This window comes from Duganella sp. BJB476, assembly GCF_003416895.1.
GTDB lineage: Bacteria > Pseudomonadota > Gammaproteobacteria > Burkholderiales > Burkholderiaceae_D > Rugamonas.
In genome coordinates this window covers 682,077-696,642 of sequence record NZ_QVIO01000002.1, presented here as the reverse complement: position 1 = coordinate 696,642, position 14,566 = coordinate 682,077, and the positions used below count along the sequence as shown (strand labels likewise).

The following is a 14,566-nucleotide window of genomic DNA, read 5'->3' as shown; positions in this document are numbered from 1 at the left end:
CGTAATGCCGTTCAGTTACGCAACTGGCCGCAAGCGTATGCCTGAAAAGCTGACGACCGCGCCGATGCCCAGCGCCACGCCCGCCAGGATCAGCGCCACCTGCATGCCGGCCAGCAGCTGTGCCGCGCCGCCCGCCACCAGCGATCCGAATACGCCGACGCCGATCACGCCGCCGGTCTGGCGCGCGGCGTTCAGCACGCCTGAGGTGATGCCGGCGCGCTGCCGCTGCGCGCCCGCGAACACGGCCGCCGTCATGGCCGGCACGGTCAGCGCCACGCCGACGCCGGCCGCCAGCAGCGGCAGCATGATGCGCCCGTAGCCGGTGCCGCCGTCGATGCCGCTCAACGCCAGATAGCCGCTGGCGGCCAGCGCTTGCCCGGCCACCATCGGCAGCCGCGGACCGTAGCGCGCCGCCAGCCGTCCGGAAACCAGATTGGCGATGCTGACCAGCGCCGTCATCGGCAAGAAGGCCAGCCCCGCCTGCAACGGCGTATAGCCCTTGGCCGACTGGAAGAACAAGCTCAGCACAAACATCAGTCCGTAGTAGGCGAAGTTGGTCAGCAGTCCGACCAGGCAGGTGGCGCTCACCGCCGGCGCGCGGAACAGGGCCAGCGGCAGCATGGGATCGGCGCCCTTGGCCTCGACCAGCAGGAACAGTGCGCCCGCCACCAGCATGCAGGCAAAGCCCGACAACACCAATGGATGCGTCCAGCCCAGCGCGCCGCTCTCGACGAAGCTGAAGGTCAGGCCGCCCAGCGCCAAGACCGCCAGCGCTTGCCCGGCGAGATCCAGGCCGCGTTCCGGCGTCTTCGCGCTGGCCGGCGCGTGGCGCAGGATCAGCCAGATCGCCGCCAATCCCAGCGGCAGATTGAGCAGGAAGATGCCGGGCCAGCCGCAGCGATCGACGATGACGCCGCCGACCACCGGTCCCGCCGCCAGCGCCAGCCCGCCCACGCCGGCCCAGACGCTGACGGCGCGCGCGCGGGCGGCGGCGTCCGGAAAACTGGCGGTGAGCAGGGCCAGCGAGGTCGGTACGCACAGCGCCGCGCCCAAGCCCTGGGCCATGCGGCCGGCGATGAGCGTGCCCATGCCGCCCGCCATGCCGCAAGCGACCGAGGCCGCCGTGAACAGCGCGCAGCCGGTGACGAAGATGTGTTTGGCGCCGTAGCGGTCGCCTAGCGCGCCGGCCGTCAGCAGCAGGCTGGCGAACACCAGGGTGTACGCATTAACAATCCATTGCAATCCGGTGACGCTGGTGCCGAGCGCCGCCTGGATGCTTTCCAGGGCGACGTTCACGACGGTGACGTCGAGGATGACCAGGGCAAAGCCCAGGCTGGCGGCCAGCAGGGTCAGCTTGGCGGAGGTGGTGGAGAGCATACGAGCGGGTCCATGGGAGTGATTGCGATGGCCTCATTGTATTGACTATAAAAATTATATAAACTGCCATTTTGTTTGGTGACTACCTAGAAAAATTTGGCAATGGATATCGTCAAGGCAATGACTCTTTTCGTTCGCGTCGTCGATACCGGCAGCCTCACGGCGGCGGCCGCCGAGTGTGGACTGTCGCCCACGATGGTGGGCAATCATTTGCAAGCGCTGGAAGAGCGGCTCGGCACGCGCCTCATCAACCGCACCACGCGGCGGCAAAATGTGACCGAGTTCGGCAAAGCCTATTACGACCGCTGCATGGAGATCCTGGGCCTGGTCGAGGATGCCGACGCGCTGGCGGCGGAAACCCAGGCCAGCCCGCGCGGACGGCTGCGCATCACCGCCTCGGCGACGTTCGGCACGGAATGCCTGGTGCCGGCGCTGGCCGAGTACACGCGGCGTTATCCGCAAGTACATCTCGACCTGGCCATCACGGATGCCGTGGTCGATTTGGCGGAGGACGGCTACGAAGCGGCGATCCGCCTGGGCACGCCGCACGGTCCCGACCTGGTCGCGCGTCCGCTGGCGCCGTACCGCCTGGCGATCTGCGCCTCGCCGGCTTATCTGGCGGCGCGCGGCGTGCCGCTGCATCCACCGGATCTGGCTGCGCACGACTGCCTGCCGTACACCTATTCCGCGCGATCCGAATGGCGCTCGGCGCAGGCAGCCTGGCGCATGACCGGTCCGGAAGGGGAGCTGAGCGTGCCGATCTCGGGGCGGGTGCAGATCGACAGCGCGCAAGCCTTGCGGCAGGCGGCGCTGGCCGGCATGGGCATCGTCATGCTGCCGGAAATCATGGTGGCCCGCGACATGGAGGGCGGCCAGCTGGTACGCGTGTTGCCGGCGTACGCGGCGCCGGTGCGCCCGCTGAACCTGATCTATTTGCGTGACCGCCGTATGTCGCTCAAGCTGCGCAGCTTTGTCGATTTCGTGGTGGAGCGCTTTGGCGTGATACCGTGATGGCGGACGGGTTAATCAACATTGAGCTGAGGAGCGGGTAATGATTCGATTTCGTTGGTGGATAACGTTGTTGCTCGCGGTGTGCGGCGGCGCCTTGGCCGAAGGCCAGACTTTCCGCATTCCCACCCGCCCCGGCGTGGAGACCAGCGTCTACTGGGAAGCGCAGGAGGGCGCCAAGGCCACGGTGTTCCTGTTCACCGGCGGCAACGGCGGTTACGGCAAGGTGGTCGACGGCAAGCCCACCAGCCACAACTTCCTGGCCCGCAGCGTGGCGCTGTTTCTGGCCGATGGGTTCAACGTCGCCATCTTCGGCCTGGCCAGCGACACCCCCGCGCTCGACTACGGCGACCGCGTCAATCCCAAGCACCTGGCCGACGTGCGCGCCGCGCTGGACTTCGTGCGCGGCAAAAGCCCGGCGCCGGTGTGGCTGGTCGGCACCAGCCGCGGCACGGTGTCGGCCGCCTACGTCGCCATCGCCAGCGTGGACGATCCCGGCATCGCCGGCCTGGTGCTGACCTCCAGCGTGACCGCCTTCAAGAAGGAGGGCGCAGTGCCGACGCAAAACCTGGCCGCGCTGAAATTGCCGGTGCTGGTGGTGCACCACGCCAGCGACGCCTGCGCGATCTGCCGTCCCTACGAAGTGGACTGGATCATGAAGGGACTGAAAAACGCCCCGCTCAAAAAGCTGATGATGATCACCGGCGGCACCAACCCCACCGGCGACCCTTGCGAGAGCTACCACTACCATGCCTACATTGGCCAGGAGCAAGAAGTGGTCGACCGGATGTCGGCCTGGATGCACAATCCTGTCAATTGATGATTTGACATCAAGACTGGCGCCCCCGATAATCGACGCTCCGCCATATGCCGAGACGAGCCCATGGGTACCGCGATAGACAATACCGAAGTGTTGAAAGACTGGTTCCTGCGCAGCGGCGTGCACACGCCGCTGCACACCTGCATCGGCCCCTTGCCCAGCTCCAAGGCTTCGATCGTGCGCTGGAGCAGCAACCAGCCGGACGCGATGATCCAGACCATCAGCTCGCACCCCAACGATTACCGCATCGCCATCATGCTGGAGCCGGTCGACGCCCGCATCTGGCTGCACGGCCAGCCGGTGTGGGGCGGGGTGATTGCGGCCGAGCGTTTCCGCATCTGTCCGCCCAGCGGCTCCAGCCAGTGGAGCCGTTTGAGCAGCTGCGACATCGTCAACCTGTTCGTGCCGGCCGCGCTGATCGACAACCTGAACGCGCAGCGCGAAACTCCGCTGAGCCTGGGCGCCCAGCAATTCACCTCGGACCGTCATGTGATGGAGCTGGTGCGCCGCATGCTCAACGGCGACGCCATGGCCGGCCCGCTGCAATCGCAGTACTGCGACGGCCTGATGGTGGCGCTTCTGAGCTATCTGCTGGAGCACTACAGCCGGCCCGCCACGGCGCCGCAATCGAGCACCCTGGGCGGCGGACGCCTGCGGCGCGTGCTGACCCACATGGGCGGCAACCTGGCCACCGGCGTCAGCAACCGCGACCTGGCGGCGCTGTGCGGCATGAGCGAGGCGCATTTCTCGCGTGAGTTCCACCTGGCGCTGGGCCTGCCGCCGCACCGCTACCTGATGAAGATGCGGCTGGAGCAGGCGCGCACCATGCTGCTGGCCGGCGGCCGGGCGATGGCCGACATCGCCGAAGCCTGCGGCTTCCACGACGCCAGCCATCTGTCGCGCACTTTCAGCCGCCATTTCGGCACGCCGCCGGCCCGGTTCCGCCAGCAGCGCGGAAACTAATTCCTCAGCAGCCGGCGCGAGAAACTCACCGCCGCCCCCAGCGCGGCGAAGCCGCCCGCCACCAGCAGCGCGTACACCGTGCCGCGCGTATCCGACAGCGTGAAGCAATACGCCACCAGCGCCGCGCCGGTGGCCTGGCCGCTGAGGCGGGCCGTGGCGACAATGCCGCTGGCGCTGCCTGAGCGCGCGCGCGGCGCGCTGCCCATGATGGCCTTCATGTTCGGCGCCTGGAAGAAACCGAAGCCGACCCCGCACAGCGCCATGCGCCAGCCGATGTCGAACACCGAAGCGTCGGCCGCCATCCCGCTCAACAGCAGCACACCGGCGCTCAGCAGCACCAGGCCGATGCCGCCCAGCGTGCCGGCGTTGTAGCGGTCGCTCAGCCGGCCTGCCACCGGCCCCATCACAGCCACCAGCGCCGGCCACGGCGTCATCAGGAAACCGGTGTCGATCGGCGAGCGGCCCAGCGTGTGCTCGAAGAAAAACGGCAGCGACACGAAGGCCAATCCCTGCACCGCGAAAGTACAGAACGCCGTCAGCGCCGACAGCGCGAACATCGGATTGCGGAACAAATCCACCGGCAGCAGCGGCGCCGCATGGCCGCGCTGACGACGCAGCAGCAGCACCCAGCAGAGCGCGGCGCCGGCGATCTCGGCCGGCAGCCGTTGCGGCGCGGCGCCGTGGGCGGCGTCGCCCAGCGCCAGGATCAGCAGGCCGAAGGCGCCGACGTTGTACAGCGCCGCCAGCAGGTCGACCTGATGCGCCGCACGCGGCGTTTGCGGCAGCGCCTGCCAGGCGGCGCTCAGTGCCAGCACGCCCAGCGGCACATTGATCGCGAACAGCCACGGCCAGGACGACAGCGACAGGATCAGCGAGGCCACCGTCGGCCCCACCGCGAACGCCACCGCCACCACCAGCGCGTTGGTGCCGAAGCCCTGGCCCTGGCGCTCGGGCGGGTAGATGGCGCGGATCAGCGCGGTGCTGACCGCCATCATGGCGCTGGCGCCCACGCCTTGCAGCAGCCGCGCCGCCACCAGCGAAGGCAGCGACCAGGCCAGCGCGCACGCCAGCGAGGCCGTCGTGAACACCACCAGCCCGCCGAGCGCGACGCGGCGGTAGCCGGCGATCTCGCCCAGCGCGGCGAACGGCAGCAGCGTCGCCACCATCGCCAGCTGGTAGGCGTTGACGATCCACACCGACGCCGCCGGCGTCGCCTGCAACTGCTGCGCCATGGCCGGCAAGGCGGTGTTGGCGATCGCCGTGTCCAGCGAAGCCAGCGCCACGCCGGTCATCAGCGACAGCATGGCCCACAGGCGTTCGGCCGGCGGCAGGCCGGTCTCTGCCGTGGCGCAGCCGCCCATCGCGCTCAATCGCGCACCACGCCGGATGGCCCGATGCGCTCGGCGTTCGGCACGTCGGACATGCGGATGCGGATCAGGTGGCGGCGTTCGTCCACGTAGGTGGTGCGGCCGTGCAGCATGCGATGGTTGTCGGCCCACAGCAGGGTGTCGGTGGCCAACTGTTGCTTGAAGCGCGGCGCGCTGTGCTCGGCCACCTCGTTCATCAGCGCCAGCGCCTCAACCAGCGCCGGCGTGCTCAGGTCGGGCCGCGCGGCCAGGCCTTTTTGGATGGCGTCGTAGCGCCAGCGCAGCGTGAAGCGGTCGCCGTCGCGGCGCGGCGGGCCGAACACCGGCGCCACATGGTGTTCGATGGAAGTCTCGCCGGCGGCGTACACGGCCGGCACGCGGAACGGTACAGGCGCGCTGCTCAGCAGTTCGTAGGCCGCGCGGCCGGCCGCGGTTTGCTGCAAGGTCTGGTAAATGTCCTCGCCGTCGATCAGCAGCGAATGGCCGCCCTCGCAATCGGCGGCCTGCACCACGTACAGGATGAACTGCTCTTCCGGCATCGGATAGAACGAGGAGTCGGTGTGCATGTCGGCGCTGCCGACGCGCTCGGAAAAGGTGGTGAAGCGGGCGTCGCTGTGCGCCTGCGGCCGCGACTTGACGTCCCAGGCCACGCGGCCGGTGCGCTGGTCGGTGGAGGTGGGGTAGCCCAGCATCAGCGTGATCGCGTACAGGGCGGCGTTGCGGCGCTCTTCGCTCAGGCCGTGCAGGCCGAGACCGGTCAGCGCCACGCCGTTGGTGCCCAGGCCGCGCAGCTGGCGCGTCAGCCGGCGCAGCGCGCCGACCTCGCCCAGCTCGGCGCGCAGGGCCACTTCCTCCGGGTGGGCATAAAATCCGTTTTCATTGAAATCACTAAAACGGCTGCGCAGTATTTCATATATCGCATTTAAATCGCCGCCCCAAGATATATCAGCGGGAGAAATAGTGACATTCTCACTTTTATTCAATGACGTGGGCATAATAATTCCTTTTGTCTAAGACCTGGAGGGCGGCGGGGGAGTGGGATATTCTAATGCCGGGCGACGGCTTCATCTGTTGTTTTTAATGAGCGTCGGAAACTATAATTTCCGTCTTTGTCATTATGAAAATGCTTTGAAAACAAGGTGTTGCGAATCGTCAACAGTGCGGAAAAGCCTGCTGCTTGCCGGGCTCACGATGCGTTATGATTTGAAGCTGCCACACGCCGATTTGCGGAAGTTACTATCAAATTAAACGTTGAAGGACTAGCATAATGAAATGGTTTAATTCTCTACGTTTGGCGCAAAAACTAGGGCTGGCATTCTCCCTGGTATTGGCTTTGACCGTGCTGGTGGGGGTATTTTCCGTCTGGGAGCTATCCCAGGTTAATAATACGTCCAAGCGGTTTTCGACGCACTGGATGCCCAGCATCCGGGTGATCGAAGACATCAAGTCGCAGATCGCCCGCATCCGCACCCGTGAGCTGCAGTACATCATTTCGTCCGCCGCGGCGGATATGGATAAATATGACCAGGTGATCGCCAAGGACCTGGTCGACCTGAAGAAAATGCAGGACGATTACGTGGTGTTGGCCAGTACCGCCGAGGAAAAGGCCATGTACGCCAAGTTCGTCGACCTGTGGGCGCGCTACATGGAGGAGGACGCCAAGATCCGCGCCGCCGCCCGCGTCAACAACGACGACCAGGCCAAGGCGCTGATCCGCGGCGAATCGAACAAGCTGATCGTGGCCCTGCGCGGCCAGGTCGACCAGCTGGTCGAGTTCTACACCGACGGCGGCAAGCAGGAGGCGGTCGACGGCGACCTCCGCTACGCTTCCTCGCGGCTGTGGATCCTGGCGCTGGTGGCCGGCAGTGTGGTGTTCGGCGCCACCGGCGCGCTGCTGATCACGCGCTGGCTGACGCGCAGCCTGGGTGGCGAGCCCGACTATGCGACCGACATCGTCCGCCAGATCGCCGCCGGCGACCTGGGTGTGACGGTCGAGACTCGCGCCGGCGACACCAGCAGCCTGCTGTTCGGCATGCGCACCATGCGCGACAACCTGGAGAAGATCGTCGGCGAAGTGCGCGGCGCGACCGGCGTGATCGCCAGCGCCTCCGGCCAGATCGCCGCCGGCAACCTGGACCTGTCCTCGCGCACCGAGCAGCAAGCCAGTTCGCTGGAGGAAACCGCCGCCTCGATGGAGGAACTGACCTCGACCGTGCGCCACAACGCCGACAACTCGGCCCAGGCCAACCAGCTGGCCACTGTGGCGGCCAGCGTGGCGCAGAAGGGCAGTGCGGTGGTGGCGCAGGTGGTCGATACGATGGGCGCGATCAACACCTCGTCGCGCAAGATCGCCGACATCATCGCCGTCATCGACGGCATTGCGTTCCAGACCAATATCCTGGCCCTGAACGCGGCGGTGGAGGCGGCCCGCGCGGGCGAGCAGGGCCGTGGCTTCGCGGTGGTGGCGACCGAGGTGCGCAACCTGGCCCAACGCTCCGCCGCGTCGGCCAAGGAGATCAAGGACTTGATCGGCGAATCGGTCGGGCAGGTGGACATCGGCAGCAAGCTGGTGGCCCAGGCCGGCGCGACCATGAACGAGGTGCTGGAGAGCGTGCAGAGCATGGCCGGCGTGATGGCGGAGATCACCCATGCCAGCCGTGAGCAGAGCGCCGGCATCGAGCAGGTCAACCAGGCCATTTCGCAGATGGACACGGTGACCCAGCAGAACGCCGAACTGGTGCAGCAGGCCGCGTCGGCTTCGCAGGGCTTGCAGGACCAGGCCGCCACGCTGTCGCAGCTGGTGAGCGTGTTCCGGCTCAAGGATGGGGCGCGCGGCGGCCCGCCGGCGGCCCGCTCGTCGCGCGCGGCCAAGTGGCCGGCACTGAGCAGCGCGGTGCGTTAGCATCCCCGGCGCTGCCGTGGTCAGCGCCCCACAGTTTGCACTGCGGCATGGGAATGCAAGCAGGAAAGTACCAAAACAGCAGTCCTGTCCGTGACCTGAGCGCGGCGACAAAACACACTCCGTGACAGTTGCAGTATTTCACCAAACTGTCATACCACGGAGTGTCACATGTCGCCTATTCGCCCTATCGTTCGTGCCGTCGCGCTGTTGTGCGCCGGCGCGGTTCCCCTGACCGCCGCCGCCCAGACCAGCGCCGAAGCCAGCACCGCCAGCACCGCCGCGCCGCCGCGCGTGGAAATCACCGGTTCGCGCATCAAGCGTGTCGACGCCGAGACCGCGTCCGCCGTGCAGGTTATCACGGCCGAGCAGATCGCCCGTTCCGGCGCGGCCACCATCACCGACGTGTTGCGCGATCTGCCGGCCGGCAATACCGGCGGCTACACCGCCGAGGGCACGCCGGGCCAGGCCTTCGGCTCGGCCGGCATCTCGCTGCGCGGCCTGGGCGCGGGCGCCACGCTGACCCTGATCAACGGCCGCCGCGTGGCGCCGTTCGGCTTCGGCTCGGCCTCGTTTGTCGACACCAATTCGATCCCGGTCGACGCCGTCGAGCGCATCGAGGTGCTGCTGGACGGCGCCTCGGCGATCTACGGCGCCGACGCCATCGGCGGCGTCATCAACATCATCCTGCGCAAGAACTACGAGGGCCTGGCGCTCAAGGTTTCCGGCGGCACCTCGGCCTACCACGACGGCAACACCGGCGACATCGGCCTGACCTACGGCAAGGGCACGCTGGCGCAGGACGGCTACAACTGGCTGCTCAGCCTGTCCCACCGCGACACCAGCCCGGTGCTGGTCAACGCCCGTCCGCGCACCAAGGACGCCGACTTCCGCCGCTTCGGCCTGGCCGACCGCCGCTCCTCGTTCTCCAGCAACGTCTACACCGCGTCCGGCACCAACGGCGGCACTTTCCTCGGCATCCTGGGCGACTGCCCGGCGCTGGTGGACGCCAGCTCGCCGCTGAACGGCCGCTGCGTCAACGACAACACCAGCGCCGTCACGCTGCAATCGAAGAGCCAGCGCGACAACGTCTACAGCGCGCTGACCTACGACCTGGGGCAGGGCTGGGAAATGTTCGGCGACGCCGCGCTCAGCCGCAGCCGCCAGGCGTCCAGCATGTACAGCTACGCCACCAATTCCTACGGCGCCTACACCAACGACCTGCTCGACAAGCACGGCCTGTACGGCAACGCGCCGGGCACCACCATCAGCTACCTGCTGCTGCCGGCCGGCCATCCGCAGAACAAATGGGGCCAGACGGTGGGCGTGCGCTACGTCTTCAACGACGTGCCGACCACCATCAGCAGCGAGAGCCGCAATATGCGCGCCACCCTGGGCGCGCGCGGCACGCTGGGCAAGTGGGACCTGGAGGCGGCGGCGATGTTCTCGCGCTCGCTGGTCGACACGCGTTATCGCGGCTACATCCAGGACAAGGTGCTGATCAACGACGTGCTCGACGCGGACGGCCTGGTGCGCAACAGCTTCCAGCTGCACAACCCTGGCGGCAACGATCCGGCGCTGATGGCGCGCCTGTATCCGCAGCTGAACAACCACGCCGACACCAGCACCAGCAGCGTTGACGTGCATGGCAACCGCGAGTTGTTCACGCTGCCGGGCGGGCCGCTGTCGATCGCGATCGGCACAGAGTACCGCCGCGAGAAATTCGACGCCACGCCAGACCCGCTGTTCACCGACGGCTCGATCCAGTTGATCAGCATGACCGGCTCCAACGGCTCGCGCAGCGTGACCGCCGCATATGGCGAATTGTCGGCGCCGGTACACAAGTCGGTCGAGCTGAGCCTGGCCGCGCGAACCGACCGCTACAGCGACTTCGGCTCGGCCTTCACGCCCAAGGCCGGCGTCAAATGGAGCCCGCTGCCGCAGCTGGCCTTGCGCAGCACCTATGCCGAGGGCTTCCGCGCGCCGTCGCTGCCGGAGCTGCACGCCGGGAACACCAACGGCTACACCAAGATCCTCGATCCCAAGCGCTGCCCGGTGTTCGCCGCCGGTAACGACGACTGCGAACGCTACGTGGCCTTCACCACCGGGGCCAATCCCGACATCAAGGCGGAGAAATCCAAGAGCCTGACGGTGGGCTTCGTGGCCGAGCCGGTGCCGGGTTGGTCGCTGTCGGTCGACGCGTACAACATCAAGCGGCGCGACGAGCTGTCCACCATCCGCGCCAGCTACCTGCTGGAGCATGAGGCGCAGTATGCGGACCGCATCGTGCGCAATCCGGTCAGCGGCAAGCTCGACCACCTGAGCCTGATCACCGCCAACCTGTCCGCCACCGAGACGCGCGGCGTGGACGTGGACGCGCGCGGCAGCTTCACCGTGGGCGACTGGGGCCGCGTCTCGCTGACCGCCAGCTACAACCGCATGAACAGCTACATGAGCACCGATGTGCCGGGCAACGATCCGGTCGACTACGTCGGCTACTACGGGCAGCCGAAGAACCGCGGCCGCGCCGGCGTGGCCTGGGATCGCGGCCCGTGGGACGCCAGCCTCAACTGGAGCTACGTGGGCGGCTACTCGGTCAAGAGTTCGCCGGAGGTGGCCTGCTCGTTCGAGGCGGCGAACCCGCAGCTGTGCGACGTCCACTCGTGGCTGACGGCCAGCGCCTATGTCAGTTACAAGGGATTCCGCAACCTGGAGCTGTCGCTGTCGGTGCAGAACCTGGCCAACAAGGAGGCGCCGATGGACGCCAGCCAGCTGGCCTACCTGCAGGGCTACGGCACCGCCTACCACAGCCAGCTCGGCCGCTACGTGCAGCTGACCGCCAACTACAAGTTCAAGTAAGCAACCCAGGCGCCGGCCCAGTGCCGGCGCCGCTTTATGAGTTTTTTCATGTCCAGAATTCTTCTTGCGCTGAGTGCGCTGCTGCTGTCGGCCTGCGGCACCGTCGCGCCAATCGATCACAACAATGATGCCTTGCGCGTCGAATGCCATTGGGACTTGCAATACCCGAGCGTGGCGCCGGCCGATGCCACGCTGGCGCAACTGCGCGAGACCGCCGCGCGCCGCCTGGCCGCGCTGAACCTGAGCGCGCAGTGGGAGCTGAACAGCGAAGGCGCGACCGCCGAAGCCTTCACCGACAGCGAGCCGGATCGGGTACGCCTGCATCGTCTGCTGAGTGTGGTGCTCCCTGGGCTGGAGCGTTATCCGGCCTCGTTCTTCGCCAATGTCCGCCTGCACAACATCGTGCTGGTGAAGGAGCTGGCGGTGGCTGGCCAGCGCCGGCTGGCGATGCCGATGGCCGAGGTCGACAGCGTGGCCTACGCCGACAACAGCGCCAAGCTGTGCCCGGCCGGCATGGAGATGCGCGTGCATCACGAGTTCTACCACTTCATCGACTACCGCGAACACAACGACTACTACCATGCCGATCCGGCGTGGCTGGCGCTCAATCCGGCCGGGCTCACCTACGGCAAGGGCGGCGCCACGTTTTACGGCAAGAACCTGCAGGACGTCGGCCACGCCAAGCCCGGCGTGGTCAGCCTGTATTCCAGCTACGGCCAGGAAGAGGACAAGGCCGAAATCTTTGGCTGGATGATGACGCCAGATTACGCCGCGCGGCTGGACCTGTATGCGATGCAGGACGCCAGCGTGGCCGCCAAGCTGCGCCATATGCGCGAACAGTTCCGCAAATACAGCCAGGCGGAGGCCGTGAAAAAATAATTAAATGTCGGGCTTGCAAAAGCTGCCATCGACGACGGTGTCGCGCAGCGTATCGCGACTTTCAATATGCCTAACGCGGGGAGGAGGTGAGCATTTACCGCTGATGAGCGAGTAACCGGATGGTATGAAATACTGACTGGGAAACTTTAATTTTAATGTTTTTTGGAAGCTGTCGCATATATCCGAGCTGTAAATATCTAAATCGAAACCAAAAAATATGAGAGGTCACTCAATGTACGAATTAAGTATTGCTGAAATTGGAGAAGTGTCAGGTGCTGGTGCCGCCGATGTTATCGTCGGTGCTGGCTTGTCGCGTGCTGCGTCGGGTGCAGGTGCCGCTTTCGGCGCCGGAGTTGCCGAAGGCTTCGGTGCGGGAGCGTTTCTCGGTCCTGCCGGAGCAGTAATCGGAGCGATGGCCGGCGCGGCTTTGGCATATTACTTGCTGCGCCGCGGTAATCCGCCGCCGCCCTGACTCTTTGCAAACTATACTATTTCGGTATAGGTGAAAGCCATCGCTGTTGTTTGATGGGTTGCACGAAAGGGGCGTTTGCCCCTTTCAACTTTACTGCCAGGCATGCGCCTCACAAAATGAAAATTTCAAAAATTGAATTATTAGGATCGCTGTTTTTAAAAATTTTCGCAATTCAGTCCATGCGACAGTTGGGGTCGTATATTGCTGCCACTTTGATCGGTTTCCTGATTTTTCAGGCAGGTTTAATATTTTTTGGTGAACCTGTCGCCGAGCCAATAACTCTATTGCTCGCATTTGCCGGATCGTCAGTTGTCCTGAGAATGACGCTGCCAGCAAGATTTTACATTGCGGCCGGCTCTCCGGAAAGATGCGCCGCAATGAAAGAGTTTTTGGCAAAAAAAATCAAAAAGCAGGGTTACAATATTATGTCAAGAAGTGATGGAGAGACTATATTTCAATCTAAATTGCCAGCGCCGCTCAAATGGGAAGAGAATGAAATACTCATGACGGAGTCCGACATGACTTTGATGCTGAAAGGTCCGGTTTTTATAATTCGCATGCTGCACAGATATTCATCCGGTGTGCTGTCTGATTAATGTTGCGGCGTGTATGCTTTATTTTGGTAGGCTAGGGCAAGTTCCTTTATGAGTAATAGACAGTTGTACCGCACGGAAGCATTGAACGCACGCCAGATTAAATGGCTCGGCGATATTGTATTAATTCGTCCAGTTGCTTTCACTTTTCTGTGTTTGCTGGCCTGCCTGTGCGCAGTGATCGTGTTGCTATTCCTGTTTTTCGGGACCTACACCAAACGCTCGACCGTGACAGGGCAACTTGTTCCCGATCTTGGTTTGGTCAAGATCTACGTGCCCCAGTTCGGCATTGTCGTGAAAAAGAATGTCGTCGAGGGGCAAGTCATCAAACAGGGCGACGTGCTCTATGTGCTGTCGAGCGAGAGGCGCAGCGATACCCAGGGGAGTGTGCAGGAGACGATCAGCAGCCAGGTCAGTACACGGCGCGACTCGCTGAAAAATGCGCTTGAAAAAACACGCAGGCTGAATGAAGACGAGCGCAATGCTACGGTGAAACGCATCGGCGGCCTGGACTCGGAAATAGCCAAGATCGGCAGCCAGATCGAGGGCCAGGCCAGCCGTGTCAAGCTGGCCGAGGAAGCCGTCGCACGAATGCGCGACCTCGAGGCCCAGCGCTTCATCTCAAGGGAACAACTGCAGCAGCGGCAGGCGGACTTGCTGGATCAGCGTGCGCGCCTGCAATCGCTGGAACGCGACCGTATCAGTGTCAGGCGCGACCTGGCCAGCCAGCGCAGCGACCTGGAGAGTATGCCCTTGCGCCACCAGAACACGTTGGCACAGATCGAACGGGAGATTATGAGCGTAGGCCAGGAACTTACCGAGAGCGAAGCCAAGCGCAGGCTCGAAATTACGGCTCCGGAGTCAGGCATCGCGACGGCAGTCATGGCCGAGGTTGGCCAGACGGTCGACGGCGGCAAGCCGCTGGTCAGCATCGTCCCGGTGGGCGCGACCATGCAGGCCTACCTGTACGCCCCCAGCCGTGCCATTGGATTTGTCCGTCCCGGCGACAAGGTATTGATGCGCTACCAAGCATATCCATACCAAAAATTCGGCCAAGCGCAAGGAACGGTCGCGCACGCGGCCAAGGTCGCGCTCTCCGGCAGCGACCTGTTCGGCATGAGCGGCTTTTCCGGACCGGCGAGTGGCAGCGAGCCACTGTACCGCGTCACAGTGAAGATTTCCGGGCAAACGATTCAGGCGTACGGCCGTCCCCAGCCGCTGCAGGCCGGCATGACGCTCGAGGCCGACATCCTGCAGGAAAAGCGCCGTCTCTACGAATGGGTACTCGAACCGCTGTATAGCCTCAGCGGCAAACTTTGATTGAGATAC

At 64.8% G+C, this 14,566-nt stretch carries 12 protein-coding genes; 9 read left to right on the top strand and 3 right to left on the bottom strand.

All coding sequences use genetic code 11. The annotated features are described in order from the left end of the window. Positions 1–15: 15 nt before the first annotated feature. Positions 16–1,377, bottom strand: coding sequence for an MFS transporter (locus tag D0T21_RS12715; RefSeq protein ID WP_116989496.1), 1,362 nt, complete (start codon positions 1,375–1,377; stop codon positions 16–18). Between the two features lie 102 nt (positions 1,378–1,479). Here D0T21_RS12715 and D0T21_RS12710 point away from each other — a divergent pair, with 102 nt between their 5' ends. The 3 genes from D0T21_RS12710 (at position 1,480) to D0T21_RS12700 (ending at position 4,168) form a co-directional block, all read left to right on the top strand. Further along, positions 1,480–2,388 (top strand): LysR family transcriptional regulator, encoded by a 909-nt coding sequence (locus D0T21_RS12710; RefSeq protein WP_116989497.1) that lies wholly within the window; start codon positions 1,480–1,482, stop codon positions 2,386–2,388. 40 nt (positions 2,389–2,428) lie between these two features. Further along, complete coding sequence (locus D0T21_RS12705; RefSeq protein ID WP_116989498.1) at positions 2,429–3,205, top strand: alpha/beta hydrolase; 777 nt, start codon at positions 2,429–2,431, stop codon at positions 3,203–3,205. Between the two features lie 63 nt (positions 3,206–3,268). Continuing rightward, positions 3,269–4,168 carry a helix-turn-helix domain-containing protein gene (locus D0T21_RS12700; protein ID WP_116989499.1) on the top strand — a complete coding sequence of 300 codons (900 nt, stop codon included), beginning with the start codon at positions 3,269–3,271 and terminating at the stop codon, positions 4,166–4,168. On the opposite strand, the gene D0T21_RS12695 is transcribed toward D0T21_RS12700, so the two are convergent. Then, positions 4,165–5,529, bottom strand: coding sequence for an MFS transporter (locus tag D0T21_RS12695; RefSeq protein ID WP_116989500.1), 1,365 nt, complete (start codon positions 5,527–5,529; stop codon positions 4,165–4,167). The genes D0T21_RS12700 and D0T21_RS12695 overlap by 4 nt on opposite strands. 5 nt (positions 5,530–5,534) lie before the next feature. Beyond that, positions 5,535–6,383, bottom strand: a complete 849-nt coding sequence (locus D0T21_RS12690) for a TauD/TfdA family dioxygenase (protein ID WP_158568002.1) — start codon at positions 6,381–6,383, stop codon at positions 5,535–5,537. A gap of 419 nt (positions 6,384–6,802) precedes the next feature. Here D0T21_RS12690 and D0T21_RS12685 point away from each other — a divergent pair, with 419 nt between their 5' ends. From D0T21_RS12685 to D0T21_RS12665, 6 genes are all read left to right on the top strand, one after another. Further along, positions 6,803–8,437 (top strand): methyl-accepting chemotaxis protein, encoded by a 1,635-nt coding sequence (locus D0T21_RS12685; protein ID WP_116989502.1) that lies wholly within the window; start codon positions 6,803–6,805, stop codon positions 8,435–8,437. A gap of 168 nt (positions 8,438–8,605) precedes the next feature. Further along, on the top strand, positions 8,606–11,293 hold the full coding sequence (locus tag D0T21_RS12680; RefSeq protein WP_116989503.1) for a TonB-dependent siderophore receptor: 2,688 nt from the start codon (positions 8,606–8,608) through the stop codon (positions 11,291–11,293). Positions 11,294–11,341: 48 nt separating this feature from the next. Continuing rightward, on the top strand, positions 11,342–12,172 hold the full coding sequence (locus D0T21_RS12675; RefSeq protein ID WP_116990039.1) for a hypothetical protein: 831 nt from the start codon (positions 11,342–11,344) through the stop codon (positions 12,170–12,172). 248 nt (positions 12,173–12,420) lie between these two features. Continuing rightward, positions 12,421–12,576 carry a hypothetical protein gene (locus D0T21_RS32050; RefSeq protein WP_158568001.1) on the top strand — a complete coding sequence of 52 codons (156 nt, stop codon included), beginning with the start codon at positions 12,421–12,423 and terminating at the stop codon, positions 12,574–12,576. Between the two features lie 184 nt (positions 12,577–12,760). Next, complete coding sequence (locus D0T21_RS31700; RefSeq protein ID WP_147328099.1) at positions 12,761–13,240, top strand: hypothetical protein; 480 nt, start codon at positions 12,761–12,763, stop codon at positions 13,238–13,240. A gap of 48 nt (positions 13,241–13,288) precedes the next feature. After that, complete coding sequence (locus D0T21_RS12665; RefSeq protein ID WP_116989505.1) at positions 13,289–14,557, top strand: HlyD family secretion protein; 1,269 nt, start codon at positions 13,289–13,291, stop codon at positions 14,555–14,557. The last annotated feature ends 9 nt before the right edge of the window (positions 14,558–14,566 follow it).